Source organism: Paenibacillus sp. FSL L8-0638, from assembly GCF_038593075.1.
Taxonomy (GTDB): Bacteria; Bacillota; Bacilli; order Paenibacillales; family Paenibacillaceae; genus Paenibacillus; species Paenibacillus polymyxa_D.
The window spans coordinates 209,399-232,028 of the sequence record NZ_CP151960.1 but is presented as its reverse complement, the minus strand read 5'-3'; the positions used below and the strand labels follow the sequence as shown (position 1 = coordinate 232,028).

At 42.9% G+C, this 22,630-nt stretch carries 19 protein-coding genes, 1 tRNA gene and 1 other RNA gene; 3 read left to right on the top strand and 18 right to left on the bottom strand.

What is annotated here, in order from left to right; translation table 11 throughout:
* Positions 1-682: 682 nt before the first annotated feature.
* On the bottom strand, positions 683-1,543 hold the full coding sequence (locus MKY35_RS01020) for a DNA adenine methylase (RefSeq protein ID WP_342445331.1): 861 nt from the start codon (positions 1,541-1,543) through the stop codon (positions 683-685).
* A 34-nt stretch (positions 1,544-1,577) separates the two neighbouring features.
* On the bottom strand, positions 1,578-3,275 hold the full coding sequence (locus MKY35_RS01015; RefSeq protein WP_342445330.1) for a hypothetical protein: 1,698 nt from the start codon (positions 3,273-3,275) through the stop codon (positions 1,578-1,580).
* Positions 3,276-3,717: 442 nt separating this feature from the next.
* Here MKY35_RS01015 and MKY35_RS01010 point away from each other — a divergent pair, with 442 nt between their 5' ends.
* Positions 3,718-3,936 (top strand): hypothetical protein, encoded by a 219-nt coding sequence (locus MKY35_RS01010; protein WP_342445329.1) that lies wholly within the window; start codon positions 3,718-3,720, stop codon positions 3,934-3,936.
* Between the two features lie 324 nt (positions 3,937-4,260).
* Here MKY35_RS01010 and MKY35_RS01005 read toward each other — a convergent pair whose 3' ends face one another.
* The 12 genes from MKY35_RS01005 to MKY35_RS00950 form a co-directional block, all read right to left on the bottom strand.
* Positions 4,261-4,686: a hypothetical protein gene (locus MKY35_RS01005; protein ID WP_342445328.1), complete on the bottom strand. Its 426-nt coding sequence runs from the start codon at positions 4,684-4,686 to the stop codon at positions 4,261-4,263.
* 83 nt (positions 4,687-4,769) lie between these two features.
* Positions 4,770-5,015, bottom strand: a complete 246-nt coding sequence (locus MKY35_RS01000; protein ID WP_342445327.1) for a hypothetical protein — start codon at positions 5,013-5,015, stop codon at positions 4,770-4,772.
* Between the two features lie 678 nt (positions 5,016-5,693).
* Positions 5,694-6,058: a transfer-messenger RNA gene (gene ssrA / locus MKY35_RS00995) on the bottom strand.
* A 250-nt stretch (positions 6,059-6,308) separates the two neighbouring features.
* Positions 6,309-6,788, bottom strand: coding sequence for an SsrA-binding protein SmpB (smpB, locus tag MKY35_RS00990; protein ID WP_013308270.1), 480 nt, complete (start codon positions 6,786-6,788; stop codon positions 6,309-6,311).
* A 284-nt stretch (positions 6,789-7,072) separates the two neighbouring features.
* Positions 7,073-9,688 carry a ribonuclease R gene (gene rnr / locus MKY35_RS00985; protein ID WP_342445326.1) on the bottom strand — a complete coding sequence of 872 codons (2,616 nt, stop codon included), beginning with the start codon at positions 9,686-9,688 and terminating at the stop codon, positions 7,073-7,075.
* Between the two features lie 196 nt (positions 9,689-9,884).
* Positions 9,885-10,118, bottom strand: coding sequence for a preprotein translocase subunit SecG (gene secG, locus MKY35_RS00980; protein ID WP_013308268.1), 234 nt, complete (start codon positions 10,116-10,118; stop codon positions 9,885-9,887).
* Positions 10,119-10,459: 341 nt separating this feature from the next.
* Positions 10,460-11,746 carry a phosphopyruvate hydratase gene (gene eno / locus MKY35_RS00975; protein WP_013308266.1) on the bottom strand — a complete coding sequence of 429 codons (1,287 nt, stop codon included), beginning with the start codon at positions 11,744-11,746 and terminating at the stop codon, positions 10,460-10,462.
* 63 nt (positions 11,747-11,809) lie between these two features.
* On the bottom strand, positions 11,810-13,354 hold the full coding sequence (gene gpmI / locus MKY35_RS00970) for a 2,3-bisphosphoglycerate-independent phosphoglycerate mutase (protein ID WP_013308265.1): 1,545 nt from the start codon (positions 13,352-13,354) through the stop codon (positions 11,810-11,812).
* A 1-nt stretch (position 13,355) separates the two neighbouring features.
* On the bottom strand, positions 13,356-14,108 hold the full coding sequence (gene tpiA / locus MKY35_RS00965; protein WP_023986490.1) for a triose-phosphate isomerase: 753 nt from the start codon (positions 14,106-14,108) through the stop codon (positions 13,356-13,358).
* Positions 14,109-14,167: 59 nt separating this feature from the next.
* Positions 14,168-15,349, bottom strand: a complete 1,182-nt coding sequence (locus MKY35_RS00960; protein WP_029518988.1) for a phosphoglycerate kinase — start codon at positions 15,347-15,349, stop codon at positions 14,168-14,170.
* Between the two features lie 123 nt (positions 15,350-15,472).
* Entirely contained in the window at positions 15,473-16,483 is a 1,011-nt protein-coding gene (gene gap / locus MKY35_RS00955; RefSeq protein WP_023986488.1) for a type I glyceraldehyde-3-phosphate dehydrogenase, read from the bottom strand.
* Positions 16,484-16,577: 94 nt separating this feature from the next.
* Positions 16,578-17,615: a sugar-binding domain-containing protein gene (locus MKY35_RS00950; protein WP_029518990.1), complete on the bottom strand. Its 1,038-nt coding sequence runs from the start codon at positions 17,613-17,615 to the stop codon at positions 16,578-16,580.
* Between the two features lie 269 nt (positions 17,616-17,884).
* Between MKY35_RS00950 and MKY35_RS00945 the strand changes: the two genes are divergently transcribed.
* A tRNA-Arg gene (locus MKY35_RS00945) sits at positions 17,885-17,959 on the top strand.
* 209 nt (positions 17,960-18,168) lie between these two features.
* Entirely contained in the window at positions 18,169-18,765 is a 597-nt protein-coding gene (gene clpP, locus MKY35_RS00940) for an ATP-dependent Clp endopeptidase proteolytic subunit ClpP (RefSeq protein ID WP_013368815.1), read from the top strand.
* A 129-nt stretch (positions 18,766-18,894) separates the two neighbouring features.
* Here clpP and MKY35_RS00935 read toward each other — a convergent pair whose 3' ends face one another.
* The 4 genes from MKY35_RS00935 to whiA all read right to left on the bottom strand — a co-directional run bounded on the left by MKY35_RS00935 (position 18,895) and on the right by whiA (position 22,627).
* The gene (locus MKY35_RS00935) at positions 18,895-20,001 is read right to left on the bottom strand and encodes a DUF4163 domain-containing protein (protein WP_342445325.1); all 1,107 of its coding nucleotides are present in this window, start codon (positions 19,999-20,001) and stop codon (positions 18,895-18,897) included.
* 241 nt (positions 20,002-20,242) lie between these two features.
* Positions 20,243-21,004: an SIMPL domain-containing protein gene (locus tag MKY35_RS00930; protein WP_342445324.1), complete on the bottom strand. Its 762-nt coding sequence runs from the start codon at positions 21,002-21,004 to the stop codon at positions 20,243-20,245.
* A gap of 272 nt (positions 21,005-21,276) precedes the next feature.
* Positions 21,277-21,546: an HPr family phosphocarrier protein gene (locus MKY35_RS00925; RefSeq protein WP_013308257.1), complete on the bottom strand. Its 270-nt coding sequence runs from the start codon at positions 21,544-21,546 to the stop codon at positions 21,277-21,279.
* 136 nt (positions 21,547-21,682) lie between these two features.
* Entirely contained in the window at positions 21,683-22,627 is a 945-nt protein-coding gene (gene whiA / locus MKY35_RS00920) for a DNA-binding protein WhiA (RefSeq protein WP_029518996.1), read from the bottom strand.
* Positions 22,628-22,630: the final 3 nt, after the last annotated feature.

The following is a 22,630-nucleotide window of genomic DNA, read 5'->3' as shown; positions in this document are numbered from 1 at the left end:
TTAATTTATTTATCTTGATATAAAGATATAATACTTTTCTATCCGTGTCAATACTTTTTCTAAAAGAAGATCAATCCTTGGGTTGCTTTTAAAGGTGAAAGAAAAAGCAACCGGAACAGTTAGAGACACCTTAGCATTTAAAATGTTGTAAAGTCTAGTACTCGCATTCGACGCGACCAAATAATAGACAATTAATCCTAAAAATTGATTGCGAGGTACACAAGTCGATTCATGCTCATTAAAGCAAAATAGGAACTGCCGAGTTGGCGAGTTCCTATTTAGAATTATTCATTTCCCCCGAACCCGTAGCACTTTTGGAAGGCTTTTTAAACCTAATCATAAAAAACGGAAATCCAATATTAAAGCCTTCAAACCAATTTGTAATGTGTTTTGCTATATGCACCTCCCCTGTATCAGGCTTTTTAACTACGGAATCGCACTGCCCGTTACTTCGGGAGGCCTGTAAAGCAATGGTCGGGGGAAATGAATAATATTAAAGTAAGTATACCTTGTCCATGAATAAAGGCCAAGGAAAACCAGTACTTCCTCATCTTCGCATCAAACCATGCTTTACCAGGGCAACGTCAAGCACATATAAACATTACTATTATCCAGGCAATGCTACTCAAACCATACTTTAAAAGTATTACAAAACGATAGTGGGATCAGATGTATTTATATATTATTCAACAAATTGAACCTTATCAAATGAATTAACAACTGTATTAAAATTATGAAAAAGAAACTCCTTCTCTATTCTCTTTCTATGTGCTGAGTACTGGAGCTGGTATACTTTTGTAGGTAGATCTTCGTATAGTTCAGCAATATTCTCATTAAAGTCATAAGTAGTAATCCAATTACTTTGAGTGATTCCTTTAATTGCATAACAGAGCTCTTTATGATCATCATGACCATAAAAGTTAGTGTAAAGATTCTTTCCCTGTTTATAATAGGGAGGATCAAAAAAAATGAAAAGTCTATTGTCAGGGAAATTTGGTAATATACGATTAATAAAATAGACTGCGTCATGATTATACAGATTAACTTTTTCTTTAACTGAAGCAATTCGTCTAATTTTATTTATTAAATCAATCTTGTTAAATCGACAATCTAATTTGTATTTCGCCTGATCATCTCTACTAATAGGGCCTCCCTTAATTATCCCAGAATGATTTGTCCGATTTAGAAAGAAAGTCGCAAATCCAAGTTCAAGTGTACTATAGTCATCTCTACTGTTGTAAATCCCCTTTTGCTTTTCCCATTCAATTAGATTAATAGGAGTACTCTCAATTAGATTTATTAAGTTATCTGTATCGTAAAGAACACATGACCAAAAACTGTATATTGCTTTATCAAAGTCATTAATAATAATTGAGTCCACATCGCCTTTTAATAGCAACTCAATTGCTAACCCTGCACCACCAGCAAAAGGTTCAACATAAATTGGTCGGCTAATATCGTTCTGTTCAATTACATTTTTTACAAATTTATATAATTGAGTCTTCCCTCCTGGATATCGAAGTGGAGATAGTGTGATTGGCAATTGAGATCCCTCCTTTTGTTGCATAGTCTTATATTTAAGACATTCTCAGATGCAAAACTTCATCCAAACATTTTAGAATCGTCGAAACCTTCTTCCAAGCATCAAGTAACTCATGATAATCAGGAACCTGAGTTTGAGAGTGAATGTAGAAATTGATAATTCTAGTCGCTGCTGTATTATTATTATCAGTGAACGTTACCTCTAAAAGTTCAATTTCCTCTTCATATTGAGGGTAGAACTCTTTTAAATGATTCTTAATATTATTGTACAAAAGCTCTCGCAATTTTTGTTTACGTTTTGTTCTTTCTCTAGCAACGTTCTTTAACCTATACTCCCTGTTCTCATCTTTGACAAAATGATCAATATATTCATGAGTATAAGTTTCCAGTAGAGATCGTATCAGATACATAGAGCCCATACGATTATCTCTATATTTACTACCTCTAAGTTCTTTTAGTAAAGTATTAATTCTTTTATTCGTTTGATACTTATTAACAAAAGGGTAGGCCCCAGTAAGATTAACATACTTTTCTATATCAGTGGCAGATTTTCCTCCCGTGGTTTTCCCACCTGATCCTTCTTCTGTTTCGTTTAAGAATTCGTCTTCTTCTCCCCCGGCTTGTTCCTCCCCCGTTTCACCTGCTGAACCTCTTCCTGGATCTCCAGCATTTGCTTCTCCTGTTCCTCCTACTGAACCTCTTCCTGAGCCTCCGACATTGGCTTCTCCTGTTCCTCCTGCTGAATCTCTTCCTGAGCCTCCGACATTGGCTTCTCCTGTTCCTCCTGCTGAACCCCTTCCTGAGCCTCCGGCATTGGCTTCTCCTGTTCCTCCTACTGAACCTCTTTCTTTATCAACAGGATTACTCTCGTCTGTTTCTAACACTTTGCATATTTCTAAAATTTCCGAATTAAAAACAACTTCCATTTTCGTGCGAGTATCAATTTCATTCTTCAAAAAAACACGACTAATTATTATCTTCAAAGCAGCTTTAAATTTTTCTATAGGTAAATCGGTTTTAATTGTATGGTCAGGTTCAAAATCAATCTTTAAAACTTCTTTGGCTTTCCTTGAAAATGGTAAGAATCTATCCAGTTTTGTTGTTTCCATCTTGTAAATTGCTAACTTTTGTTTTTCATCTTCAGTCCATTTTATTTCGTCCCTAACAAATTCAAGGAACAGAAAAAACCTGATACCACTTCTTACATCTGTTGCTTTTTCATCAAGCACACGAGCTATATGATTAATTGACTCTCCTTTTCTAAATCTATTAACAAATCTCTTAGTTGCTGCTATAGTTGACCATCTTTTTACACTTCTATCCCCTGAGTGTCGTATTGTAATAAATGCTTCTGTTGAATCTCTATCTGGAGCTAATACTACTGGGAAATTTCTAAGGTAATATTCCATCTCAGTATCAACCTTCGGAAGTTTAATCACTTCCTTTTCAGTCAGTAACAAGGGGTTTAGTAATAATTTACATGCTGAAATTCTTCTATTACCCTCTAACACAACATATTTCCCATTTTCCAAAATCACTACTGGCTTTTCTGCTAATGGTAATCCCCTATTTAGATTAATTTGATTTGCTAATTCAATCACACCATCTTGATCAATTAAAAACCTCAGTAGATTTTCTTGCGTAGGCAAATCTATAAAAACCCTAGGGTTATCATAATCAAGTAAAATGTCTGAGACATCAACCTTAATTTCTTTCCAATCTGAATAAGCCATAAAAAACACTCCCTGTCACGAACATCTTTAATTTCAACTACAGCTACGATTAGTAAGCAATAAAATGTGGTTCTATTGATCCATATCACTCGACATAACAAGACCTTAGTAATAATACCATTGGCTCAACGAGAAATTTGTCGTTTTATGTCACTATAAGTTGATTTTTTAGGAAAGGAGAAGTTATAAAATAAAATGGCTTAAAAATAGGCTCTATACAAAACATAGCACTTGAAAAACCATGAAAATGACGCCGAAGAAATAGAAAACACCTGAACATTCCGTAAGATGGTTGTACGACCACAATCAAACACAATTTCTACCCGTCTGTTTGGAAGAGCATGTGTGCTCATCCTGAATAGGCCTTTTTGTGCGTGTGACCATCAGAACAACCGATCAGAGTGGAACAAACAGGTGCGTGGACGGTACTAATTTGTGTGTAATGATGGGCAAAGATGGAGAAGCCGTAGACATAATTGAAGAGGACGAAGCACTGTCAGACAGCCCTGTATTTCATGGCGGAGAAATTGCAGATGCCTTGCGTTGGGTGAATGGGTTAGCCGATCCTTATTACATCGCGCTAGAAGACCCTTTCCTTACACCAGAGCAACGCCTTCTGTTCATGCAGAGTGCAAAAGAGGATGATCCTTTTACCCTGTAAATGAATTTTTTCCAATCAAAAAGCGACAGTATCGACGAATGTGTCATTCTATGCCAGAGCCGGTACTGTCGCTTTTTTCCAATCAAAAAAAACTCCACATTATTGAAAGTCGGCGAGTATTTAATTTTTATAAATTAATTTTATCAACACACCCAGAATAGTCCAAACGATAGCAATAGTTGCTTTCATTTTAAAGGAGCTGCTCATTTTCCCTGTCTTATTCACTTTATTGGAAATCCAGATAAATACTGTCGCAAATAAATATCCTATAACTAAATCAATTATTATATAGATTACTGGCAATAAAATGGACACTAGTCCTCTTCACCCTTTCAGATTAATTCTAGGTACGTTGACAAAATTGTTACTTAGAGTACTAGGACCATAACCCATTTTTTTTAAGGAAAAATCCGCCCGACGCTTACTATCTTCTACCTCAATAATAGTAAACCATTTTTGAAAAATGTTAAATTTTTTTAATTGTAGTAGTGCTCTTAAATCCAACGCCCCCACTGCATATCTAGTCTTTTTACTTTTTCTCTCTAAGGTGAATGTATAAGTAGCAAGAGGAACCTCTGGCTCATCAGAAATATACCAATGGAAATTTACATCTGTTGTCGTATGAATTTCGGATAGCTGAACTAATACCTGAACGGACCCGCTCTGCTCAGGATAAAAGGTATTCGTTATATTAATTGGTTTAAAATCTGAGGTCGTATCTTCACAGACTGTAATAGATTCTATATTCATATTCAGCCACCTGCCTTTCTATACTGTAAATCAAAAAACCAATACTCAAGTAAGCCAGTATTGGTTTTTTGATTCATCTTTAATTAGTTACCTTTACCCCAAATAGCTACACCGATACCATAACGTATACCGCCCGTTATTGCTCCACCAGCGGCACCAATTGTTCCTCCTAAAATAGCTCCAGGAACAGCTCCTACACCACCAGCGGCTGCGCCAGCAATACCTCCAGTTACAGCTCCTCTTGCTGCACCGGTTGCAGTGGATTTGCCCACAACATTTCCGTCATTTGGGAATGCCTTATGTAATACAGAATTAACAGTAGAATTCATATCTCACACCTCCTTTCAATATACTTTATCGGTACAATAAGGAATAAATTTAATATTTAAATTAAAAATTTTAATAATAAATTTCATAATAAGCACTTTTGTACTATATTTTTAATAATTATCTTCCAGATTCCACGGTATAATCTCACCACAAAGCAATGGTACCCACGAATGCGTCATAAAACGCCAAAGTCAGTACCATCGCTATTCCCATTTAGAAATGGAGCGATACCATGTCAACGTTAACCTTCACGGAAAAAGAAAAACGCGCCCTCGTTGCTCTCATTCCAGAGCAGATGAACACGCATCTATCTCGCTTTCCTTTTGCCAGATACCCATATATCCTTTAGAAGAGTAAAAGCGTGTCTTGTGTAATTCTGCTACGGTTACTCCATTTCTCCTAAAACAAATGTTAGGCTGGACACTCGACAGAGGAACGTTCAGCTGACTGGGGCTATGGTTTCCTACTTTTTCATTTCTTCTACATCTCATGCGCCCATGTCAATACGAAATCGCCGATCACCATCCCATCCAAAGTATAAATTTATTACAATACAGGTTTATAGACATAATGTCTACAAGTCCTAGTACAATTTGGCCCTTAATAATTTTATGTCTACAATTCGCCTAATTTTAACTCAATAAAAAGCAAAAACCCGCTCAATGAGCGGGTTTTTTAAATGGAGGCGAGGGGAGTCGAACCCCTGTCCGAAGATAACGACACATAAGCTTCTACGGGTGTAGTCACAGTTTTGATGTCACCCGAGTATCGCCCCGTAACCGGCTATACGTTGGGTCAGCCTGATTATCTTCTTCAGCTCACCGCAGGCGGAGATGAGACAGCGTATCCCACTATTTGTTAGCCCCTATCCCTGTCACATGGGCGATGCAGAGTAGAAGCACGCACACAGTTTCTTAGGCTGCGAAAGCGTAGTTGTTTTGTTGTTTGCCGTTTAATAGGCTTTAGCGTTGATGAAGCGGACGCGTCCCCACTACCCGCTACCCATGCTCGAACTATCCCCGTCGAATCCATAAACGCCCCCTTATTATAAAAGGGCTCCACGGATAAATCCGGAAATACCGGAGCATAAGCATGCATAATATCAAAAGCTGAATCCTAAGATTCAACACTCGAACAAAGTTAAAAGCTTTAAAACTGACTACTTCGTTAGTATACCATATTACAGGTCATTACGAAACGAAATGAAGCCATTTAAGCCTTATAAAATAGCACCATTAGAGGAACAAGTAACTTTTCCACGTAATTTGTACCATAACTAATAATACAATAACTTATCTCGCAATTTTCTGCTTCTCACGTAAAGCACGTTGGATATCACGTTGTGCATCGCGTTTAGCGGCAGCATCACGTTTATCATACTGCTTTTTACCTCTACCCAGTCCGAGCAAAAGCTTGGCATAACCATTGCGAACATAAATCTTTAACGGAACAATCGTGTAACCTTCCTGTTTGGACAGACCGATAAGCTTGCGAATCTGCTCTTTATGCAACAGCAGCTTACGCGTACGCGTCGGATCGGTAGGATTATTACGATTACCTTGCTCAAAGGGACTGATATGCATATTGTGAATATGAATTTCGCCATTACGGATCGTAGCAAATGCATCACTTATATTGGAACGACCATTTCGCAGAGACTTAATTTCCGTTCCCGTTAATACCATGCCCGCCTCGTAGGTGTCCTCAATAAAATAGTCATGGGAAGCTTTTTTGTTCTGGGCGAGCACTTTCCCGTCTGCCTTCTTACCCATGAATACCACTCCTTATGAATAACGTAATTTACTCTTGAAATCCAGGCATCAAAATCCGGCTACATAGAGCCACCTAGAAATATATTGTAACAAATTTCAGATGGTAAAAGCAAGAAAGGTCAAGCCTTCTACATTTCTAACTAACACTAACATCACACTTAAAACAAGGCGGCTTCTATCCGTTACTGTAGACAGAAACCGCCTTTATACCTAAGTCGCATGATTAGCTTCATACCCTGCCACGAAAGAAGACTCCTGCCTTCTAGCAAGCAAGTTATAACTTCCTACTTCTTCTTTTTCCGCACAAAGCCCGCGGTGCTATTGCCGCCACTTCCGCCCTTATTCTTCCGTTTGCGTCGTGCTGCTCCTTCACCGTTTGGTCTGGCATCACTTCCTGGTGTAGCTGCTCCGCCGATGAAAATACCGCTGGCAGACGTCTTCTTCCGTCGCTTGCTTGCCCCGGATGCTGGCGAGTTATACCCGCCCTTGCCACTGCCAAAGCCGAAGCTGCTAGCTGAACCAGCTCCTGCCCCGTTCCCACCGCCGCGCCCTGAACGGCCTGCGGTGCTAATCCCTCCGTTACCAGCGCCAGCTTCTTTTGGCTTCCCGGTAACATCACGACTGCCTTTGCGCTCTTTACCAGTCTTGTCCTTGCCGCCCTTGCGGTCACGCCCTTCGCGGCCTTTGCCTTTACCAAGGCTCTCGCCACGCGCAAAGCCTCCGCCCTGTCCTGTACCGCCAGTCCGTTCACGGCGTTGCCGTTGCTTCATATCGACAAGTTCAAAGTCAATTGTGTAATCTTCCATATTTACACGCGCGACCCGAACCTTAACCTCATCTCCAATGCGGAACACCTTGGAGGTGCGTTCGCCGATCAACGCCATATGCTGCTCGTCAAAATGATAATAGTCGTCCGTAAGCGCACTCAGACGCGTCAGACCCTCCACTGTATTGTCGAGCTCAATGAACATTCCGAAGCTGGTTACACTGCTGATGATTCCCTCGAATTCCTCGCCGACCTTATCCAGCATGTACTCAGCCTTTTTCATCTGCTCTGTATCACGCTCTGCATCCACAGCCACGCGTTCACGCTCGGAAGATTGCTGCGCAATATCAGGCATACGTGCAGTCAAATATTCCTGACGTTCGGCTGTTAAAGCCCCGCCGTTCTCCAATACCTCACGAATGACACGGTGAATCACCAAGTCAGGGTAACGACGAATCGGCGATGTAAAATGAGAGTAATATTCCGCTGCTAGTCCAAAATGACCTGTCGACTCCGCATCATACTTTGCCTGCTTCATCGAACGCAGCATCATCGTGCTAAGCACGGTTTGCTCCTTCGTACCCTGAATGTCTTCCAGCAACGTTTGCAGTGCACGCGGATGAATGGAATTCCCTCTACCTTTGATCTGATGCCCAAAATTAGCTGCGAAAGCCATAAAGTTTTGCAGCTTCTCTGGATCTGGGTCCTCATGAATCCGGTACAAGAAAGGTACTTTGAGCCAATGGAAATGTTCAGCTACCGTTTCATTGGCCGCCAACATAAACTCTTCAATAATTTGTTCAGCTATCGTACGATCCCTCTTCACAATATCGACAGCTTTACCTTCATCATCAACAATCACTTTGGCTTCATCAAAATCAAAATCAACTGCACCTCGGCGCATTCGATTAGCACGCAGCTTCAATGCCAATTCCTTCATCGTGCCGAATACATCAACCAGATCCTTGTACCGTTCCATCAGTTCAGCATCTTCCTCTTCGAGGATTTTGCGAACGTTAGCGTACGTCATCCGTTCCTTCGTTTTAATCACACTGGTGAAAATATCATGCTTTACAACCTTCATATGCTCATTGAATTCCATCTCACAGGATAAAGTCAGTCGATCCACCTGTGGATTCAAAGAACATATTCCGTTTGAAAGTCGATGTGGAAGCATAGGAATGACACGGTCAACCAAATACACGCTACAACCGCGGTTATATGCCTCCTGATCCAGCTTGGAGTTCTCACGCACATAATACCCTACGTCGGCAATATGAACGCCCAGACGGTAATTTCCGTTCGGCAAGCGCTCTACATTGACAGCATCATCCAGGTCTTTGGCATCCTCACCATCAATGGTAACAATGATCTTATCACGCAGATCGCGCCGCCCCTGACGTACAATCTCTTCTTCCGTAATCGCGTCGGGAGCATTCTCGGCTTCCTCTGTCACTTCATCTGGAAAAGCTTCCGGAAGCTGATGCTTGCGAATAACGGACAAAATGTCAACGCCTGGATCATCCTTATGACCCAAAACCTCCAACACTTCGCCTTCTGCCGCAGCTCGTCCTTCTGGATAGCTCACAATGCGCACAACGACCTTTTGCCCGTTCACAGCTCCGTTGAAGCTATCCTTTGGAATGAAAATATCCCGGTTAATGCGCTTATCATCCGGCAAAACAAAACCGTATGCTTCGTGGCTCTGAAACACGCCTACTACTTGAAGCACTGCGCGCTTCACGATCCGCACAACTTCGCCTTCTAATCGGCCACCCGCAGGTCCCTTCGACGTCACTCTTACCAGTACCGTATCTCCATTCATCGCACTCTTTAAGTCGTTAGCATGAATATATACATCCGGGTGCTCCCGGTCCTCTGGAATCAAAAAAGCAAATCCCTTGGCATGAGCCTGCAAACGCCCACGCTGCAAATCCATTCGTTCCGGCACACCATAACGGTTTGTGCGGGTCAGCAGAATTTTCCCCTCTTCCTCCAAGGCATTCAAAAGCTTAAGAAATTCACGGAAATCTTCCGCATCCTTAATATCAAAGTGCTGCTCCAGCTCCTGGTAAGTCATGGGTTTGTATGCGGTCTCGCGCATAAAATCGAGTAGTTGTTGCTCTGTTATCATAATATTGTCCACCTCGGGTGACCTTTAATTTTCAGTAATAAAATCCGCATGTCCTTGTTCCTTGTTCCTGATACAAGGCTCTTAATATACTCATACCCTAGTATACACGAATTTAATCGACGGCATCCCTGCCTGTCCAAAATCTAAAAAAAGCCCCCGTTTCCCGCGAAACGAAGGCTTAAGGTACATATTTATCTTATTTTGCAAAAAATGCAACTAAAACAGAAACGATCATGAAACCCGCACCCAAAACAGCAGTTGCGCGTTGTAAAATCAAATCCATACCGCGAGCTTTTGTCTTGCCGAACAGATGCTCAGCACCGCCAGAGATGGCACCGGACAAACCTGCACTTTTCCCCTTTTGCAGTAAAACAACCGCAATAACAGCAATCGAGAACACAACGAGCAGCACTTTCAAAAAGATTTCCATGAAAAATCCCACCTCCTGAGCTTATACATCTGTTTTGCAAAACAACACAGCCTCTTTTATGAAAACATGTACATATCATGTTATAAATAGCCGGAAATTAACGCAAAACACTATTTTTATTCTACCACAGCTTCCAGTAGATAACAACAGCTATAGCAAGTCACTCAGCCATTAAGCCTTTGCAAAGTTATAAATTCTCATACACATCCATAATAACAAAAAACAGACCTGCTCGCGGTGGCGAGTAGGCCTGTTTTATTCATGCGTAAAAGCTTTGAGCGTTCAGACTTCATGATCATAAACCATGAGTCAAGAGACGCCATCAGCATTTTTGCGCAATATTATTTTTTCAGGTTGTAGAAAGATTTCAGGCCGTGGTATTGAGCCAGTTCACCCAGTTGATCCTCAATGCGGAGCAATTGGTTGTACTTCGCAATACGGTCAGTACGGGAAGGAGCACCTGTTTTAATTTGGCCTGCATTTGTTGCAACAGCGATATCAGCGATTGTGCTGTCTTCGGATTCACCGGAACGGTGAGAAATAACAGCTGTGTATCCTGCACGTTTAGCCAATTCGATAGCATCGAATGTTTCAGTCAGCGTACCGATTTGGTTTACTTTGATCAGGATGGAGTTACCGATGTTTTCATCGATACCTTTAGCCAGACGCTCTGTGTTTGTTACGAACAGGTCGTCACCAACCAATTGGATTTTGTTGCCCAATTTTTCAGTGAGCAATTTCCAACCTTCCCAGTCATCTTCGGAGCAACCATCTTCAATAGTGATGATTGGGTATTTATCAACCCAAGAAGCAAGCAGGTCAACGAACTCAGCAGAAGTGAAGGATTTGCCTTCGCCTTCCAAAGTATATTTTCCATCTTTGAAGAACTCAGTGGAAGCAACGTCCATACCGAGGAATACGTCAACACCTGGTTTGTAACCAGCTTTTTCGATCGCTTCGATAATAGTGGACAGAGCTTCTTCGTTAGATTTGAAGTTAGGAGCAAAACCACCTTCATCACCAACAGCTGTGTTCAAACCTTTGGAGTTCAGTACGGATTTCAGGTTGTGGAAGATTTCTGCGCCTACACGCAGAGCTTCTTTGAATGTAGGAGCGCCTACAGGCAGAACCATGAACTCTTGTACGTCAACGTTATTGTCGGCATGAGCGCCACCGTTAACGATGTTCATCATTGGTACTGGCAATTGTTTAGCATTGAATCCGCCCAGGTAAGTGTACAGTGGCAAGCCCAGAGCTTCAGCAGCAGCGCGAGCTACAGCCATGGATACTGCCAGAATTGCGTTTGCACCCAATTTACCTTTGTTATGTGTACCATCCAATTTGATCATCAGCGTGTCGATTTCTACTTGGTTCACAGCATCCAAGCCGATTACTTCAGGAGCAATAATTTCGTTCACGTTTTTAACAGCTTGCAGAACGCCTTTACCCAGGTAACGGGATTTGTCGTTATCACGAAGTTCTACAGCTTCGTGAGCGCCTGTGGAGGCACCGGAAGGAACGATAGCACTACCGATAGCACCGGATTCCAGATATACTTCAACTTCAACCGTAGGGTTACCACGGGAGTCGAGGACTTCGCGAGCGTACACGTCAGAAATAATAGTCATTTGTACTTAATCTCCTTTGTGAATCATGATTTATTGGTCAAGCCTATACTTATTAAATCAAGCTTACTTGCGGGATGCAATCATAGATTTTCCTGTCATTTCCGCAGGTTGCGGAAGTTGCATCAAATCCAGAAGCGTTGGAGCTACGTCAGCCAGTATTCCATGCTCACGCAAAACGATATTCTCGTCAGTCAAAATGAACGGAACCGGATTCGTTGTGTGAGCTGTGAACGGACGTCCCTGCTCATCAATTTCCATATCCGCATTACCATGGTCGGCAATGATAATAACCACGCCACCTTTGGCTTTAACCGCATCTACAACACGTCCAACACATTCATCCGTCGTCTCTACCGCCTTAATCGTTGGCTCCAGCATACCGGAGTGTCCAACCATATCCGGATTGGCAAAGTTCAGGATAATCGCATCATGCTTGTCGGCTTCGATTTCCTTAACAGCAGCATCCGCTACTTCATACGCACTCATTTCCGGCTGCAAATCATATGTAGCCACTTTAGGCGAGTTGATCAAAATACGAGTTTCGCCAGGAAGCTCCACATCACGTCCGCCACTGAAAAAGAAAGTAACGTGCGGATATTTTTCAGTCTCAGCAATACGCAATTGCTTCTTGTTGTTTTGAACCAACACTTCACCAAACGTGTTATCCAGGTTTTTCGGTTCGTAAGCTACAAAGCCCTCAACCGTTTCGCTGAACAACGTCAGGCAAACAAAGTGCAAATCTTTAGGCCATTTCGGGCCACGGTCAAAACCACGGAAGTCCGCGTTTGTAAATACCTGAGACAGTTGAATCGCACGGTCAGGACGGAAGTTGAGGAAGATAACAGAGTCATTGCTTTCGACCAGCCCTACAGGACTTCCGTCAGCCTTCACAATAACAGTTGGCTCCACAAATTCGTCGAACACTGATTTTTCATACGATTCTTTCAATGCTTCCATTGGATCTGTGTATTGAGGTCCTTCTCCGTATACGATTGCACGGTAAGATTTCTCTACACGTTCCCAACGTTTGTCGCGGTCCATAGCGTAATAGCGTCCTTGTACAGTCGCAATTTTACCTACGCCCACTTCTTGAATTTTAGCGATCAGCTGCTGCATGAAGCCTACGCCGCTGTCTGGCATAACGTCGCGTCCATCCATGAAAGCATGAATGTACACTTCTGTTAGGCCTTCTTTTTTCGCCAAGTCCAGCATAGCGAACAGATGGCTGATATGGCTATGCACGCCGCCGTCGGACAGAAGTCCGTACAGGTGAAGTTTCGTGTTGTTCTTCTTGGCATGTTGCACTGCTTTAACCAGTGTTTCATTGTCGTAGAATTCACCTTCACGGATGGACTTCGAAATACGAGTCAGGTCTTGATATACGATACGGCCTGCGCCGATGTTCAAGTGACCCACTTCAGAGTTACCCATTTGTCCTTCCGGCAAACCTACTGCTTCGCCAGAAGCCGTCAGCGTTGTATGAGGATACTGTTGTAAATACCGGTCGTAATTCGGTTTGTTGGCCTGTGCAACCGCATTGCCTTCCACGGTGTCACGCAGTCCGAACCCGTCCATAATAATTAAAGCTACCGGTTTTGGTGCTGTCATCTTACTTCGCCCCCTCAACAAGCGCGATGTACGACGCCGGTTGAAGACTGGCACCGCCCACGAGCGCGCCGTCGATATCGCTTTGACCCAGGTACTCAGTAACATTTTCAGGTTTTACACTACCACCATACTGAATACGTACAGCATTTGCTGTATTTTCATCATACAGCTCTTTAATCAGACTGCGGATATAGGAAATCACTTCATTCGCATCCTGCGAAGTGGAGGATTTGCCTGTTCCGATGGCCCAGATTGGCTCATAAGCAACAACTACTTGTGCAGCCTGATCCTTAGCCAAACCAGCAAAAGCTGCTACAGTTTGCACTTTTACAACTTCTTTGGTTTGTCCAGCTTCACGATCTTCCAGCTTTTCGCCTACACATACGATTGGAGTCAGGTCATGACGGAATGCCGCATGAACCTTTTTGTTCACCGTTTCGTCTGTTTCATTAAAATATTCACGACGTTCGGAGTGTCCGATCACAACGTAGTCTACGCCCAGATCTTTCAGCATTCCGCCGCTAATTTCACCTGTAAATGCACCATCTTCTGCAAAGTGCAGGTTTTGTGCGCCAATTTTAATAGACGTGCCTTTTACTGCTTCAACCAGAGCAGGAAGATTCGTAAATGGTGCGCAAATCACGCTTTCCACTCCTGCAACCTCTGCTTTACCTTTGATCTCTTCGATGAAAGTTTTAGCTTCTGGTACGGTTTTAAACATCTTCCAGTTACCCGCGATAATCGGTGTTCTCAATGGTTTCAACTCCTAACTATTAGGTGCCCTAAAGCTTTATTCACGCATAGTGCGTTTGATTATTTATCGTTCAGTGCAACAACACCCGGAAGTGCTTTGCCTTCCATAAATTCCAGAGATGCGCCGCCGCCAGTGGAAATATGGTCCATCTTGTCAGCCAAGTGGAATTTTTCAGCCGCAGCCGCAGAATCACCGCCACCAATGATGGTGTATGCTTCTGTTGTTGCGCAAGCTTCCGCTACTTCACGAGTACCACCAGCGAAAGGTTCGATTTCAAATACGCCCATTGGTCCGTTCCATACAACCAGTTTGGAGTTTTTGATCACATCTGCATAGATTTTACGTGTTTTCGGTCCAATGTCCACGCCTTCCCAAGCTGCAGGAATGCCGTCGATATCCACAATATCTGTGTTCGCCGTAGCGCTGAAATCGTCAGACACAACAATATCCACCGGAAGATAGAAGTTTTTGCCGAGTTTCTTCGCTTTTTCGATAAATCCAAGAGCTACGTCCAGTTTGGATTCATCCAGCAAAGATTGACCCACTTCATAACCTTGAGCTTTGAAGAATGTATAAGTCAAACCGCCACCAATGATTACGTTATCTGCAATGTTCAGCAGGTTGTCGATCACGTCGATTTTGTCTTTTACTTTGGAACCGCCGATAATGGCTGTAAAAGGACGATCTGGATTCGACAGAGCTTTACCAATAACAGACAATTCTTTTTCCATCAGCAGGCCGGAAACAGCCGGAAGAATATGAGCGATACCTTCAGTGGAAGCATGAGCACGGTGTGCTGCGCCGAATGCGTCATTCACGAAAACGTCAGCCAATTCAGCAAATTGCTTCGCCAACTCAGGATCATTCTTTTCTTCTCCTGCATAGAAACGTACATTTTCAAGCAACAGCACGTCGCCGTTTTGCAGTTCAGCCACTTTCGCTTTAACAGCTTCGCCTACCGCTTCGTCCACTTTAACTACTGGCTTTTTCAGCAGTTCAGACAAACGTACGCCAACAGGAGTCAGACGCATGGATTCAACAACCTGACCTTTTGGACGTCCAAAGTGACTCGCCAAAATAACTTTTGCACCTTTTTCAATCAGGTAGTTAATGGTTGGCAAGGTTTCACGAATACGCTTGTCATCTGTAATTTTACCGTCTTCAACCGGAACGTTAAAATCTACACGAACAAACACCCGTTTTCCATTCAGTTCTATATCACGTACGCTCTTTTTGTTCATCTCCATATTCCTCCGCACCCTTATAATTTTACGAAACAGGAATTTAAGGCACATTTTGATATATAAAGAGCGGAAACAATAACCTGTTTCCGCTCTATGATGTTGCTAATAAGAAAGTTCTTATTATTTAGCCAGTTTAGCGAAGTATTCCAACGTGCGGATCAATTGTGCAGTGTAGGACATTTCGTTGTCATACCAAGCTACAGTTTTCACCAGTTGTTTGTCGCCGACAGTCAGAACTTTAGTTTGAGTTGCATCAAACAAAGAACCGAAAGTGAGGCCTTTAATGTCGGAAGAAACGATTTGATCTTCAGTGTATCCATAAGTTTCAGGATCGGAAGCTTCTTTCATCGCTGCGTTGATTTCTTCAGCAGTTACGTTTTTCTCCAGAACTGTTACCAACTCAGTCAGGGAACCTGTAGGTACTGGAACACGTTGAGCCGCGCCATCCAATTTACCTTTCAACTCAGGGATAACCAAACCGATTGCTTTAGCAGCACCAGTTGTGTTAGGAATGATGTTTTCAGCTGCTGCACGAGCACGACGGAAGTCACCTTTAGCATGTGGAGCATCCAAAGTGTTTTGGTCGCCAGTGTAAGCATGAATTGTAGTCATCAAACCTTCAACGATACCAAATTTATCTTGCAGTGTTTTAGCCATAGGAGCCAGGCAGTTCGTTGTGCAAGAAGCACCAGAGATTACAGTTTCAGTTCCATCCAGAATTTCATGGTTTACGTTGTAAACGACAGTTTTCATGTCGCCAGTAGCTGGAGCGGAGATAACAACTTTTTTAGCGCCGCCTTTCAAATGTTTCTCAGCAGCTTCTTTAGTTGTGAAGAAACCTGTGCATTCCAGAACGATGTCTACACCCAGGTCTCCCCAAGGCAGTTCTTCAGGGTTGCGGTTAGCCAAAACTTTAACTTCTTTACCGTTTACTTTGAAGAAGCCATCATGTACTTCTACTTGTCCTTGGAAATTACCTTGTGTTGTATCATATTTCAACAAATGTGCCAACATTTTGGAATCTGTCAAGTCATTGATTGCTACTACTTCAATACCTTCCACGTTTTGAATCCGACGGAAAGCAAGGCGTCCAATACGTCCGAAACCATTAATACCAACTTTAACTGTCATGAGTGAGTTCCTCCCAAAGTTCGTTTAGTTTAGTTTTATATATTCAAGACAGACCCGAAAGCCTGTCAAGACAACACGATTCATAAATCCTATATTAATCATTTAAATAACGACTTACAATCTCAACAGCAGCGCCTTCGTCGGTGACTAGAATGTCTTCTTGCCCGAAACGCAGTACCGCATGAATAGCGGCCGCCTTGTTCTTGCCTCCAGCTACACCTAGAACCGTATCGGTACGCCTAATGTCCTCCAATCGGAGTCCAAGCGTCAGCATTCTGTGAACAACGACGCCATCTTCGTTAAAATAATAACCAAACGATTCGGCTACCGCCCCTTCACTGCTGATCTGGGCAAAGGTTTCGGGATCAAGTTTACGTCTATGTGCCATCGCTATGGCGTTGCCTATCCCGTGAATGATGATACGACTCTCGCGAATCAGGCTCAATATATCCTGAATGTTCGTATCTTCAAGCAAGGAGTTGTAAGCATGATTGCTGAGCAAATCCGGTACATGGAGCAGACGGTATTGAGCGCCGACCTTGCGAGCCATTGTGGAAGCAATTGTGTTGGCCTGCATTTCCATGCTTTCTCCCAAACCCCCGCGTGCCGGTACAAACCACCCACCCTTAAGGGGGCCATTAGAAGGCAATGCCAGTTGTTCCGCCACGTCTGCAATCGTCGTGCCACCTGTTACAGCGACCACATCCTCGTCGTCCATAACACTTAGCAACGCTTTTGCTCCAGCGCGCCCCAGCTCCTGCTTTGTTAACGGAGAAACATCCGAATCCCCTGGAACGACAACCACCTTCCTCAAACCATAGGCTTGACGAATCTGGTCCTCCAATTGGGACAGGCCGAACAAGTTGTTCGCAATCGGCTCCAGCTGTTCCAGCAGATCCAGTCCTGCTTTGCTCACCTTCATGCCTACACTCTCAATCTCAATTAGCCCCTGAGCTTTAAGAAGATCGGTTTCGGCGCGTAACACGCGCTCGGTCATGTTCAGTGAAGCTGCCAGTGTTCTGCGTCCAACAACATCGGACAGCATAATCTGATGCAGGATCGTGTACCTTTTTTTCAAAACATCCATGAGGTCGGGCAGAAGCTGCTTCTGTATTTCTAATATCTTTCGCATGCTTTCCACTCCCGCACACTTCTAAGTTCTGTCTCTAATGCTCTATCTCTAACTGGTCTTAAAACGTCCCGGGATAACTTTTTAAGTCCCACGTATATCTTAACCAATATTTGCTCCATATGCAAGTCTATCTGAACCTATATTTCTCAACCATTTGTCTGAATATGCGCATTTAATAAAAGCTTGCAATTCACTGCTGTATATCATATAATCATCTTTGTTTCCAATTAGCTGTTTAATTAGTTAGTTGTTTGCATTGAATCAACTATGCGCCCGTGGTCCAACGGATATGACGTAGGCCTCCGGAGCCTGAGATCGAGGTTCGATTCCTCGCGGGCGCGCCATTTTAATGAACGCTTAAATGCTTCTATATAATGTTTTAACCAATAAGAGCGCTGAGGGCTCTTTTTTTAAATCATTAGTTTGACTTTCTTTGACTTTTTGTTTGAAATTGTTTATCATGTGGTTAATACGGTAACAGTTTATAAATAAGGGACGTGTAATCGGCATGTCCACCAAATCCACTAACGATATTTAAGGGAGGTTTTTTGACGTGAGCTATGTTCCTATGGTAGTAGAACAAAGTAACCGCGGCGAACGCGCCTATGACATTTATTCCAGACTGTTAAAGGATCGCATTATTTTGTTAGGCTCGGACGTCAATGACGTTGTAGCCAACTCTATAATTGCGCAAATGCTGTTTTTGGCTGCCGAAGATCCTGAAAAAGATATTCACTTGTATATTAACAGTCCTGGCGGTTCCATTACAGCTGGTATGGCCATTTTCGATACGATGCAATACATTAAACCTGATGTATCTACGATTTGTGTAGGTATGGCGGCTTCCATGGGCGCGTTCTTGCTGAATGCAGGCGCCAAAGGTAAACGTTTCGCTTTGCCAAACAGTGAAATTATGATTCACCAACCTCTGGGTGGTGCACAAGGCCAGGCAACGGATATCGAAATCCGCGCACGCCGCATTCTGAAAATGCGTGATAAACTGAACCGCATTCTCGCAGATCGCACAGGCCAACCACTGGAACGTATTGAAAAAGATACAGACCGTGACTACTTCATGTCTGCTGATGATGCCAAAGAATACGGTATTATTGATAAAGTGCTAACTAGCTCCTCTCCAGAAGGTGTATAAGAGAAGAAATTTGCCTCTCGATAGCTGGTAAATGAAAAAGCTGCCTACCGGAAGTTATTATCCGGTAGGCAGCTTTTTTGCTTTATTGTTTTTTAGAGTATAGACAGTCCAACTTACTCATTTCTACTATTAAATCTGTCCCGCAAAAGGCTTTCCGCCTTGAGGCAGCAGTTGACCGAACGAGTAAGTAAACTCTGGAATTCCATACGCGTATGGCGCATAATCATACAAATCAAACACGATTGTTACTCCACTGTTCGTCACATAAAAATTCTGATCTGCCGCCAGCTCTTTAAATTTACCGAATCCTTCACCAGCCTGAAGCGCATCGATTTTTTTCTTCAAATCAGCATTGAGGAACTTTTTGTAGTTCGGATTTGCCTTCAATACGTCAGACAACTGCAGTAGTTTACCATCAGCGAGCGAGAACGTATATCCTTTACGCGCCGTCATACCGTGTGCGCCACCTGTATACGAGTAGTCCTGCATAATCACACTTAGAATACCGTCCTTGTTATAGGCAATTGCAAAATCATTTTCGAAATCATACGGTCTTTCTGCTGTAACCTCTCCCTCTGCCACCATCTTTTTGCCTGCTGCCATTATACCCTCTGCATGCTTTTTAAGCACATGGTTAATGGCCTTTTGAGCCTCAGGATTCAGCTGGCTGCCGCTGATTTGCGGATACTTAACTTTGTAAGATACCTTCGCATTACTCGAAGCTGGAAGTGTTTGAGACGCAATTGTGATCGGGTTTAGCTGACTTTTACTTAGCGTTACTGTCTTCTGAGCTGCGTTCCATTGAGCATCTATGCCTAGATAGTCTTTCAACAGACTCATAGGAATGTATAGCTTCCCAGCGATCTGTTTGGCATCCATACTACGTGTATTGATTCCATTGACGTTGACGTAGGCATCCGAGGAAGAAGCCATAATGTAAAGTTTATTGTACCCGCTACCTACGGTATAGGTCGTTGCTTTCGCATCATAGCTTACTGGAATCCCCAAGCTGTCTCGCAGTGCGGCCACCGGAATCATTGTACTCCCGTTCACTTGAACACCTTTAGCGGGCAACGCTTTACCATTCCATTGGATAGTGATTCCTGGTTGCTGTGTTGCCGCTTGCTGCTGTTTAATCGATGCTGCCTGGATATAGGAAACGGGAACAGCTGCGACTCCTGCTAAAATCCCTGCTGCCAGCAGTGCTGAACCCCATTTTTTCGTATGCTTATTCATATTAAGTATTCCTCCTGTTATTATTTCTGTATTGTCTATGTGTAAATAATCACTTTACTTATTATATCTATACCCCATTGTATGTAGTTTACAATCTGTACACTCCCCGATTTCAATCTGTACACCTAATAACCCTTAGCTATGACAGACTCATTACAAAAAGGTTTCGGTATACAAAAAAAGCCAGCAAGCCAGCCTGCGCATGATGCAGGCCGCTTGTGGCTTCGTTTGATGATCTATATTAGTTCATTTCGTATTGAGCCGACACCTGAACTTTCACTGTTACTTGCCCCGATTGTATGTCTGTCCCGCTACCTGCTAAATCCATGAGCGATTTTGACATGGCATTTTCACGTTGTGTAAAGACTTGTGCTTCTCCGCCATCTACCGTCACATTCACAAGAGCACCTAATCCGCGTTTGGCCGCTTTAGCTACAGCACTGGCTTTAGATTGTGCGCTTCCCAATGCTTTAGTAATGGCTTCTTCCTCATAAGTCGAAGGATCTTCCACGGAAAAAAGAACATTATCTACGTTATTGGCTCCGGACTTGGTCGCCTCATCCAACAACTGACCTATTTTATCCAAATCGCGGTATTTAACGGAAAGTGTATGGTTGGCAGTGTAGCCTTTGAGCTTCTGCCCTTCTTTTTCGTTATAGGTGTAGTTAGGCTGTACATAAAACTGGCTGGTCTGAATGTCATCTCCGCTGATGCTCCACTTTTCTTTCAGCAGTTGTGTAACCTTGTTCAATTTTGTAGCATTGGCTTTTTGAGCAGCGGCTGCCGTATTCCCTTCCGATTGTACACCGATAGAGAGATAAGCAATATTGGGCTTTGCCAATACTTCCCCGCTTCCAGTCACATTAATTACACCGTTTACCGTCGAAGCTGTTGACGCAGCATAAGCACGATCTGCCCCTGTCCATAATCCTCCTGCTACTCCCCCTGCCATTAATGCTCCTGTGAGAACTGCCGTGGCTACTGTTTTTGTCCAAAGTCTCATTGAATTCAACCTCTTTCTAGTAAATGTTTGTACCTTCCAGACGGAAAAGACGGAAAAAGGTTGCAGCCAAGCGTACAAATTTCCGAAACAGAGCATGACCACGAGGATTTTCATTATTTATAGTTTGAACTTAATACGGCCTCTATATCCAATAAATCCACACATAAACAGTTAGCTGAGGAGTGTTCGAAGGATTTTTTTCTGGATATAAAAAAAAGCCCCAAAGGGGCTTTTCACTAAGATCATACACTATATTACAAGCAATTCTTTGTTTATTGATTTTCCAGCTCTACCTTACTAACCAGACTTACTAAAGCGTTTACAGCCTGTTCGGCATCCGCACCTTCAGCACTAATATTGATTTCAGTACCTGTGCTGATGGCAAGACTCATAATACCCATGATGCTCTTGGCATTAACCTTTTTGTCATCTTTTTCCACAAAAATCTCAGATGAATATTTATTCGCTTCCTGTACGAACAACGCAGCAGGTCTGGCGTGCAGTCCTGTTTTCAAACGTACGACTACCGGATGTTTTGACATGTCAGCTTACCCCCTCATCAAATAAATCTGGACACTACTTACTCCATTTTATTTATCACATTATAACATTAACCCGGGACAGACACTAGAAAAAAAACTAAAAAAACCGGGGCTAAAAGCCCCACCGACATTCTTTTTACGGAATCAGGCCATTTTCGCCCCTGATTTTGTCAGCCATCTCATCAATTTTGCGAAGCCGATGATTTACACCCGATTTACTCACAACCCCTTTGAGCATTTCCCCGACTTCTTTCAAATTCAAATCGGGATGAGCGAGCCGAACTTCTGCCACTTCACGCAGTTTATCCGGCAAGGTCTCCAAGCCAACTTCTCTCTCCAGCAACTTAATATTCTCAATTTGCCGGACAGCAGCTCCGATTGTCTTGTTCAAATTAGCCGTTTCACAATTGACAATACGATTCACGGAATTGCGCATATCGCGCATAATGCGTACATCTTCAAATTTGAACAAGGCTTGATGCGCCCCAATGATGCTAAGCAGCTCAATGATCTTCTCGCCTTCCTTGATGTAGAGAATAAAACCCTTTTTTCGCTCAATACAGCGAGCATTTAGATGAAACTCATTCGCAAGATCAACGAGTGCCTGACAATGCTCCTCATACATCGAAGAAATCTCAAGGTGGTAAGATGATCCTTCAGGATTGTTGACAGAGCCACCTGCCATAAAGGCGCCCCGTAAATAAGCTCTCTTACAACAGTTTTTCCGAACAATATCCCGATTAATCCCGTCAGTGAACAAGAAACCTTCTGAGACGATATAAAGATCCTTTAGCAGTTGTTGCACATCATTAGGAATACGGACAATGTACACATTATTTTTTTTCAAGCGCATTTTTTTCCGTACAAGCAGTTCGATATGAAGTTGAAAATGCTTCTTGATCAAGGAGTAAATCCGCCTTGCAATCGCGGCATTTTCTGTGGACACGTCCAATATCACCCTTTTATTCGACAGTTGTACGGATCCGAGCATACGTATGAGCGCAGATAGTTCCGCTTTCTCACAGCAGGACTGGCTTTCAATCATCGTAAGCTCTTTTTTCGTTTGTGCCGCAAAGGACAAGGG

What these genes read in the sequence shown, in the direction of transcription:
- MKY35_RS01015 (WP_342445330.1), bottom strand. Translation starts at nt 3,275, where the DNA reads ATGGCTTATTCAGATTGGAAAGAAATTAAGGTTGATGTCTCAGACATT.
- MKY35_RS01010 (WP_342445329.1), top strand. Translation starts at nt 3,718, where the DNA reads ATGATGGGCAAAGATGGAGAAGCCGTAGACATAATTGAAGAGGACGAA.
- MKY35_RS01005 (WP_342445328.1), bottom strand. Translation starts at nt 4,686, where the DNA reads ATGAATATAGAATCTATTACAGTCTGTGAAGATACGACCTCAGATTTT.
- MKY35_RS01000 (WP_342445327.1), bottom strand. Translation starts at nt 5,015, where the DNA reads ATGAATTCTACTGTTAATTCTGTATTACATAAGGCATTCCCAAATGAC.
- smpB (WP_013308270.1), bottom strand. Translation starts at nt 6,788, where the DNA reads ATGGGTAAGAAGGCAGACGGGAAAGTGCTCGCCCAGAACAAAAAAGCT.
- rnr (WP_342445326.1), bottom strand. Translation starts at nt 9,688, where the DNA reads ATGATAACAGAGCAACAACTACTCGATTTTATGCGCGAGACCGCATAC.
- secG (WP_013308268.1), bottom strand. Translation starts at nt 10,118, where the DNA reads ATGGAAATCTTTTTGAAAGTGCTGCTCGTTGTGTTCTCGATTGCTGTT.
- eno (WP_013308266.1), bottom strand. Translation starts at nt 11,746, where the DNA reads ATGACTATTATTTCTGACGTGTACGCTCGCGAAGTCCTCGACTCCCGT.
- gpmI (WP_013308265.1), bottom strand. Translation starts at nt 13,354, where the DNA reads ATGACAGCACCAAAACCGGTAGCTTTAATTATTATGGACGGGTTCGGA.
- MKY35_RS00960 (WP_029518988.1), bottom strand. Translation starts at nt 15,349, where the DNA reads ATGAACAAAAAGAGCGTACGTGATATAGAACTGAATGGAAAACGGGTG.
- gap (WP_023986488.1), bottom strand. Translation starts at nt 16,483, where the DNA reads ATGACAGTTAAAGTTGGTATTAATGGTTTCGGACGTATTGGACGCCTT.
- MKY35_RS00950 (WP_029518990.1), bottom strand. Translation starts at nt 17,615, where the DNA reads ATGCGAAAGATATTAGAAATACAGAAGCAGCTTCTGCCCGACCTCATG.
- MKY35_RS00935 (WP_342445325.1), bottom strand. Translation starts at nt 20,001, where the DNA reads ATGAATAAGCATACGAAAAAATGGGGTTCAGCACTGCTGGCAGCAGGG.
- MKY35_RS00930 (WP_342445324.1), bottom strand. Translation starts at nt 21,004, where the DNA reads ATGAGACTTTGGACAAAAACAGTAGCCACGGCAGTTCTCACAGGAGCA.
- MKY35_RS00925 (WP_013308257.1), bottom strand. Translation starts at nt 21,546, where the DNA reads ATGTCAAAACATCCGGTAGTCGTACGTTTGAAAACAGGACTGCACGCC.